The following is a 6,644-nucleotide window of genomic DNA, read 5'->3' as shown; positions in this document are numbered from 1 at the left end:
TGCACGCTAACTTACTCTCCATTTTTGGAAACAATACCTAATTTACCAGGGTTTGAGCCTTAACTGAACCGTATTGCGATCGATGTGCGTTTTGAGCCGCCCCTGCTCAACCAACCTCAGCAGACGAGCCAGCCCAGAACTAGCACTTTCTAGCTCTACTTCGGTGTACAGCGTGAACCCGTAAAGCGTGCGCTGTCCTCCATTCTCGAAATAGAAGTCTGCCAGGGACAGCTTCATCTCGTTGCCGCTGCTACTGCCATAACAAACGCAGGTGCCTCCTTGAGCCAAAAACGCAGTTAGCTTCCCGACCAATTCACCTCCTACTCCATCGACAATCAGTCGATAAGGCGCGAACTGCTCGGCTTCTTGCCCAGTCTCGGTCACCACCACTTCATCCGCGCCGTAATCTCGCACAAATGCTTCTTGCGCTGGCTAACGAATTTGGGCAACGACGCTGGCTCCCATCATCCGAGCAAGCTGCATGGCGAAGAGTCCCACTCCCCCTGTTGCCCCTGTGATCAGCACCCGACTTCCTAGTAAACGAGATCCCTTTTCCACTGCATACAGTGCTGTTAACCCTGCGACGGGCAGTGTAGCGGCATCGGTATGTGATAAGCCCTGGGGAATGATAGCTAGAAAGCGAGTCGAAATTGCTACATATTCTGCCCAGCCCTCCGAGCGGATGGAGAGGGCAACAATTTCTGTCCCTGTGGGTGGACCACTGCCGTCTTGTGCTGTTTGTTCAACAACGCCAACGATATCCCAGCCAATTGGAGTGCCCAGTGGATCATTTTGCGATCGCTTCAGTTCGCCCCGATTCATCGAAAATGCCTTGACGCGAATCAAGCACTCGTTAGCATTCGGAGTAGGAACTTCAGTGTCTTGAAAGGTGAGGTTGCCAACGGCATCTGGTGAACTTACGAGTCTACGCATTGCAATATCCTTGTGTGTAGAGGGCTATAGTTTTATGTTCTAGATAGAACTGTTTCAATCAACTCGCTGTATATCCACCATCGATCGCTAGATCGCTAAGGGTTGTCCCGTGATATAGCTAGTGGATCGGTTTAGGGTGAAGCAATCGTGAAATCACTTTAGAAAAAAACTTAGACAAATCTTGCCAGCAAAAGATTAAGAGCAAAGGAAAAGGCATGAAAGCTGATATGGGCTAACATTGCAGCTTCTAGCGAATATTTCCAAAAGAGCCAGCCAAACGCAATCCCCACAATTCCATTCAGTAACAACGCCCGAATAATCACAACTGGAGTGAGGGAAACGATCGCGGCAGTTGCGGGCAGGTGTAGTAGTCCAAATACCAACGCGGCTAGAACGATCGCACCCTGGTAAATCCCTTGACCTGGCAACGTAACGCCTTGTTTTAGACCTTTCCACGCAATCCAAACAAGCAGCGACATTAAACCCCAGCGCATCAAAATTTCCTCAGTGATGCCGCCATAAAGCATTGCTGTAAGTGAACTCAGCCAATTTGGTTCTGTGTTATTGGATGCCTGTAGCGCTTCAGGTAGGACAGGTTGCATCAACCGATCGAGCAACAAGAGAACGATCGTCGCCGCTACACCTACACCCAAGCTCCATTGCATCTCAACGGCAAAAGATGGAGACTTAGCGATGTGAAACACCCAATGCTCAATCAAATGGGAGCGTAATCCAACACGATAGGCACAACCAATTCCGATTAGAATGCTGATTGCCAGTAGAATTGAATACTGTAGTCCTTGCAGAAGCATTAAAATCCACAATGGAGGCACTTTTTCCAGTGTTTCTGGAGACAGTTTCGCTAACTGTTGCTCGACTAAAGGAATAGACGCGATCGTAGACATCACAATTCCCACACTACCCAATACAAATAAAATGCCGAATTGTTTCAAAATTGCCATTGGCTTAATCTCCAGATGATCCGTCCTATCAGCCCATGCCAGCAGCTATCATCACCGGAATTGTGGGCAAGTTGAAAACGACGTGAACGACAACAGCAGTCCAGACTGATCCACTACGGCGGTAGATTTCGGCAGTGGCAAGACCTGCTACCACCGCCGCAGGAAAGACGATATTGATGCCGTGAGCGAGGGCGAAGATCAAGGTGCTGCCCACGACTGCGATCGCCGGACGACTGTAGCGGAGCAAAACAGTAGTGATCACACCTCGGAAGAGCAACTCCTCGCCAAGGGGTGTGAGAAAACCAAAAAACACCGTAGCCAGAACCAGGGATAGCGCTCCGCCACTGCCACCCTGGGCGTACACACCCTGGATGTTTTCGGTGTTCCCAGTGATCTGAATCCAGACCAGAACCGCCAGTCCTTTGAGGACGAAGGCGACCAGTCCGACTCCGACTCCGATCTGGAGCCACCGCCGGGAGGTTCGACGAACGCCGAAGGGTCTGAGGGAACGGATGCGGAGCAACACAGCGGCTGCAAACCCGGCGATGCCAGCGATACCAGACAGGGCAGTGAAGATCAGTCCGGAAACTACGGGATCGAGTCCGAGTCGCGAGAGTTGTGGGCGGCTCACAAACCCAACTACGAAAAGGACGACAAGACCAACAATGCATTCAGGCAAGCCTGGACGGGGAACCTTGGTGGGTTGGGATGAGGATACAGCAGTCTTTCCTAAGTCCGGCGAGTGGTTAGAAGAACCTTGAGACATGATGATGAACTCCTTTCAAAACGTTGCCCCGACTGACTACGACTTCGGATGGCGCTTGGCAAAATTCCAGATAATGGCACTGGCATCGGGACCGGCATGATCGATATAAATGCCGTCTCCAGCAGGTCCCGGCCAGATATGTCCCATATCCTGGACGAGATACGACTCAATGAGAGATGAACCGTCCGGCGCAGTGATGGTAGTGTGGGTGTACGAATGCTTGCCCTGTTCTGAAGGCACCGTTGTCGTCTTTTTGAGTAGGTTCAGGCTGTCGTTAAGCAGATCGTCATCAACAAAATCACTTACCGCAGTCCAGTGTGCAACCAGCCGAGTGGCAACGAGGGGCGGAACGACGGCATCCTCCTCACCTTGGATGACGAGTAGTGGCACCTGCCGCGCCCGATCGCCCATCTGCGACCACGCCTGACGTGCAGTGTAGTCTGGTGGCGTGGAATTAGGGTTGTCCGGGTTCACCTGGTTCAGTCCGTACTCGCCCCCTGCAACCGATGTCACCGTTGCGAAGACATCGGGGTAGGTCACGGCGAGAATAACGGCAGCACCCGCACCCGATGAGGCACCGGCGACATGTACTTGTGCTAGATTTGCATTGTACGCCTCGACCACCTGTTGGGCAACGCCAGCGAGAAGCGCCGGTTCTCCGCTGTAGCGGTGCTGCTCTCGTGGGTCAGTCGAGTTCCAGCAATTGATCATGTTGCGAAACATCCGTTGTGTCGGGTAGACAACGATGAAGCCTTCGCTGTCAGCCAAGCGGTTGAACTGCGTTGTGGACTTCATTGAGTTCCATCCGTAACCCGTCATTCCGCAGCTGTGAATCGCCATGATCACTGGCAGTTTGATTGTGCCATCAAACTGAGGCGGAAGGTGAACCTGGTAACGCAGAGAACCGATATCGCTTTAGTACACATGATTGTGGTCTCCTGCCTGCATCCACCAGGGCAGCCCAAACTGGAAAGCCGCAGTGACGATGCCGATGGCGATCGCACCTGTGACGAGGATACTAGAGGTGATCCAGAGCGATCGCCGTCGCCTACGAGGAAGGTCTGACCGCGATTGATCGGACTCGAACACTTCGTCCAGATTTCGTTCTTGCGGGTGATCAGAAAAAATTTTCATAGCGATCGATTCCTTTCATCCTTGTGCTGAAAATTCAGCCCGTGCCAGCAAATACCATTTATGAGTTCAACGTCTTTTCAATACGGCGATCGGGAATGAGCCACAGGACTGCAACCAGAACGTATAATGCACATGCAAGCCAAGGGGTTGCAAAAGCAAGTGGAATGGTAACTGCATAAATCAATACCGATAACTTGCCTTTAAAATCCCAACCAAGAGCGTTCGCAAGTGTGGAATCTTGACCGTGGTGAAAAATAAGTGTGCGGATCAGAGTGAAGTAGGCGATCGCAGCCAGCAATAGAACCACACCATAAAGCGCCACAGGCAACGCAGCAAAGTGATTTTCACCCATCCATGCGGTGACAAAGGGAAATAATGATAACCAGAACAACAAATGTAGGTTTGCCCACAAAGTTGAACCATTCACTTGTCGGACTGCCTGAAACAGGTGATGGTGATTGTTCCAGTAGATACCAACATGCACGAAACTCAACACATAGCTTAGAAAGGTTGGAATCAGCGGACGTAGTGCAGCTAAATCTGACTCATGAGGTGTTTTTAACTCCAGCACCATAATGGTGATAATAATAGCAATTACCCCATCACTGAATGCTTCTAACCTACCTTTAACCATTTTTGGGTATGCTCCTTGTCTGCTTACCGTGTTGTATAACTGCCGTTTGCAAAAATGGTTGTTTGGTTATCCACTATCCATTTAGTATCTCTAAGTGACAGCAGATCGCTTCAGACTTTGTATCAAGGTCGCTAGTCCATCCGCTTCAGCAGTTTGCAATTTGTTAGCCTTACACGGTTGGGGAACGCTCTAGGGCTACTCGATCCCAATGCCCTAAGTTGGCTGCTGCTTCATAGGTGCTTTGGGAAAAAAGCAAGAGCGTTGCATAGGTATCCTGCCAAGCTGCTAAGGGCAAACTGGGCCAAATGATTGAGGCTGATGTGAAATCTGAAATTAGGGGCGCGTCCTTCTCCTGGGCGTAGTCGCCGAATCACCCCGTTGCCGCTTGTGCAAAATTCACGGAACAATTGCAGTCACGCGGATTTCAACACGCATCGTTGGCAGTCCAAGCGCCGCCACTCCTAGCTCTGTCCAAATTGGGGCGTGGTTGGGCATGTAATGACGAAATAGCCTGACTATCACATCATTAACCTCTGGGGGAAACCCGCCAACATGGTAAGAATTGACGTGAACCACATGCTCCCAACTCGCACCAGCAGTTGCCAAGGTTCGCTCTATGTTCCGAAATGCCTGAGCAATCTCATCTGCGATCGCTTCGGGAATTTGCAGATTGTCATCCCAGCCGCCTTGGCCGGATGTCTCGACGCGATTGTCAATTTTTACCGCTTGCGAGTAATGCAAATTATTCAGCATATATTCCCCATAACCGGGGGTGACAAAAAACTCGGGCTTTTTCATTGTGTTCCTTTGTTCAGTACGTTGTGTTTATTATGTAGAAAAGAGGTTTGTAATCTAATTCACGCGATGAATTCGATGCCATACTTGGGTGCCGCTGCCAAAACTCGCTCGATCGCTTCCGGAGTGACTGAGCGTAATGGAGCCTCTAGGTTGTCTACTGGAACTCGGCATCTCTAAAGTGTGGTGAGTCGAAGTACCTGATTGCTTTCAGATTCTTACGATGATTTCTCAAATACCTGTGATGAACTGTCGCGGCTAGTCGCGCCCTGCGACAATAATCTTTTCGGCTAGACCGACTGGGTTAGAAAACATCACCTCATGACCACCCGGCATTTGCACGAGCCGAAATAGCCCCAAGCGGCTAGACATCCTGGGATGCCAACCCCACTCGCCTTGGGGCAGGCAAGTATCTTCTGTACAGTAGAGGTAACTTTTAGGAATCGATAGCGAGTAAAACTGCTTCAAGTCCAGCTTGTCAATCAATGGTTGATACGGTTCAGGGGATAATTGTGTGTAACTGGATTGAGCCAGTTTGAGGTCAGCATCGTTGAGAAACACTTCTCGCCAAATCTCAAAAGGCATCGTTATCGTATTATCGTCCGATTCTCTCGCTAGATTGTCGAGTAACGCTTGAGTGTCAGGTGGGATGTTGTCTTTGAGGCTCTCACCATCATTCAGGACAAAGGCATTGAAAAAGATTAGCCGTCGAATGCGATCGCGGATTGCTTCAGCAACTTTGGCAATAATGCTGCCACCAAAGCTATGTCCAAGTAAGACAATATCGGTTAAGTCTTTCTCAACAATGTAATCGACGATCGACTGGGTACATTGAGCATGGTTGACGTTTTTATTCACGCCTTTACCATGACCCGCGATCGTGGGAGCAAAAGCCTGATGACCTTTCGCTTCTAGATGTTGGATGACCGCGTTCCAAGCAGAACCATCGTGCCACGAGCCGTGAACTAAGACAAAGGTTGACATTGGATGACTCCTTGCAATGCGGGATGAATATTCTGTTCTAATGACATTAAAAGTTTCTCCTTTGCTATCTGCAACGAATTCATTACGTTTCTGTAGCAGCGGAAGGTAAAGTTCCAGGTGGCCCTAAAATTTCGTCGCCAATCTCAGCAGAAATCTGATCAACCAGCGATCATTATTAAAAACTCGAGATTGATCTGCTTGATGACGCTGCTTGATATCTATAACGAGGTCGGTTACTTGACGTTGAGCCTTTGCACTCAGCGAGTCAAACTCGTCCAAGAAGAATTGCCGTTCTAGCCTTAACTTCCGGGTATTGAGCAACCCTTCGATCTGTCTAACCTTCGTCGTGTTTCGTTACGACATATAGTCATTTCAAATAAGTATGAGACACTCTTTCTGCACAATAAGCACGAATAACTTCATCAAGAGATGTGCC

Annotated in this window: 10 protein-coding genes; 1 reads left to right on the top strand and 9 read right to left on the bottom strand. The window is 49.7% G+C overall.

From position 1 onward, the window contains the following. Nucleotides 1-42: 42 nt before the first annotated feature. The 5 genes from QUA57_RS27840 to QUA57_RS27820 form a co-directional block, all read right to left on the bottom strand. The gene (locus QUA57_RS27840; protein ID WP_333065013.1) at nucleotides 43-414 is read right to left on the bottom strand and encodes a zinc-binding dehydrogenase; all 372 of its coding nucleotides are present in this window, start codon (nucleotides 412-414) and stop codon (nucleotides 43-45) included. 18 nt (nucleotides 415-432) lie between these two features. Then, nucleotides 433-933, bottom strand: a complete 501-nt coding sequence (locus tag QUA57_RS27835; protein WP_333065015.1) for an alcohol dehydrogenase catalytic domain-containing protein — start codon at nucleotides 931-933, stop codon at nucleotides 433-435. A 170-nt stretch (nucleotides 934-1,103) separates the two neighbouring features. Beyond that, nucleotides 1,104-1,895, bottom strand: coding sequence for a CPBP family intramembrane glutamic endopeptidase (locus QUA57_RS27830; RefSeq protein ID WP_333065016.1), 792 nt, complete (start codon nucleotides 1,893-1,895; stop codon nucleotides 1,104-1,106). Between the two features lie 28 nt (nucleotides 1,896-1,923). Beyond that, complete coding sequence (locus tag QUA57_RS27825) at nucleotides 1,924-2,259, bottom strand: CPBP family intramembrane glutamic endopeptidase (RefSeq protein ID WP_333065018.1); 336 nt, start codon at nucleotides 2,257-2,259, stop codon at nucleotides 1,924-1,926. Between the two features lie 438 nt (nucleotides 2,260-2,697). Continuing rightward, nucleotides 2,698-3,507: an extracellular catalytic domain type 1 short-chain-length polyhydroxyalkanoate depolymerase gene (locus QUA57_RS27820; protein ID WP_445304514.1), complete on the bottom strand. Its 810-nt coding sequence runs from the start codon at nucleotides 3,505-3,507 to the stop codon at nucleotides 2,698-2,700. On the opposite strand from QUA57_RS27820, the gene QUA57_RS27815 reads away from it, so the two are divergent. Continuing rightward, on the top strand, nucleotides 3,490-3,726 hold the full coding sequence (locus tag QUA57_RS27815; protein ID WP_333251502.1) for a hypothetical protein: 237 nt from the start codon (nucleotides 3,490-3,492) through the stop codon (nucleotides 3,724-3,726). The genes QUA57_RS27820 and QUA57_RS27815 overlap by 18 nt on opposite strands. Nucleotides 3,727-3,853: 127 nt before the next feature. On the opposite strand, the gene QUA57_RS27810 is transcribed toward QUA57_RS27815, so the two are convergent. From QUA57_RS27810 to QUA57_RS27800, 4 genes are all read right to left on the bottom strand, one after another. Further along, complete coding sequence (locus QUA57_RS27810; RefSeq protein WP_333065021.1) at nucleotides 3,854-4,429, bottom strand: TMEM175 family protein; 576 nt, start codon at nucleotides 4,427-4,429, stop codon at nucleotides 3,854-3,856. A gap of 169 nt (nucleotides 4,430-4,598) precedes the next feature. Further along, the gene (locus tag QUA57_RS28820) at nucleotides 4,599-4,724 is read right to left on the bottom strand and encodes a DUF5996 family protein (protein ID WP_397319751.1); all 126 of its coding nucleotides are present in this window, start codon (nucleotides 4,722-4,724) and stop codon (nucleotides 4,599-4,601) included. A gap of 101 nt (nucleotides 4,725-4,825) precedes the next feature. After that, the gene (locus QUA57_RS27805) at nucleotides 4,826-5,227 is read right to left on the bottom strand and encodes a RidA family protein (protein WP_015179732.1); all 402 of its coding nucleotides are present in this window, start codon (nucleotides 5,225-5,227) and stop codon (nucleotides 4,826-4,828) included. Between the two features lie 255 nt (nucleotides 5,228-5,482). Beyond that, nucleotides 5,483-6,208, bottom strand: coding sequence for an alpha/beta fold hydrolase (locus QUA57_RS27800; RefSeq protein WP_015179731.1), 726 nt, complete (start codon nucleotides 6,206-6,208; stop codon nucleotides 5,483-5,485). Between the last annotated feature and the right edge of the window lie 436 nt (nucleotides 6,209-6,644).

This window comes from Microcoleus sp. Pol7_B2, assembly GCF_036701035.1.
Taxonomy (GTDB): Bacteria; Cyanobacteriota; Cyanobacteriia; order Cyanobacteriales; family Microcoleaceae; genus Microcoleus.
The sequence above is the reverse complement of the archived record's forward strand: the minus strand, read 5'-3'. Positions and strand labels throughout refer to the sequence as shown.

What these genes read in the sequence shown, in the direction of transcription:
- QUA57_RS27805 (WP_015179732.1), bottom strand. Translation starts at nt 5,227, where the DNA reads ATGAAAAAGCCCGAGTTTTTTGTCACCCCCGGTTATGGGGAATATATG.
- QUA57_RS27810 (WP_333065021.1), bottom strand. Translation starts at nt 4,429, where the DNA reads ATGGTTAAAGGTAGGTTAGAAGCATTCAGTGATGGGGTAATTGCTATT.
- QUA57_RS27835 (WP_333065015.1), bottom strand. Translation starts at nt 933, where the DNA reads ATGCGTAGACTCGTAAGTTCACCAGATGCCGTTGGCAACCTCACCTTT.
- QUA57_RS27800 (WP_015179731.1), bottom strand. Translation starts at nt 6,208, where the DNA reads ATGTCAACCTTTGTCTTAGTTCACGGCTCGTGGCACGATGGTTCTGCT.
- QUA57_RS27830 (WP_333065016.1), bottom strand. Translation starts at nt 1,895, where the DNA reads ATGGCAATTTTGAAACAATTCGGCATTTTATTTGTATTGGGTAGTGTG.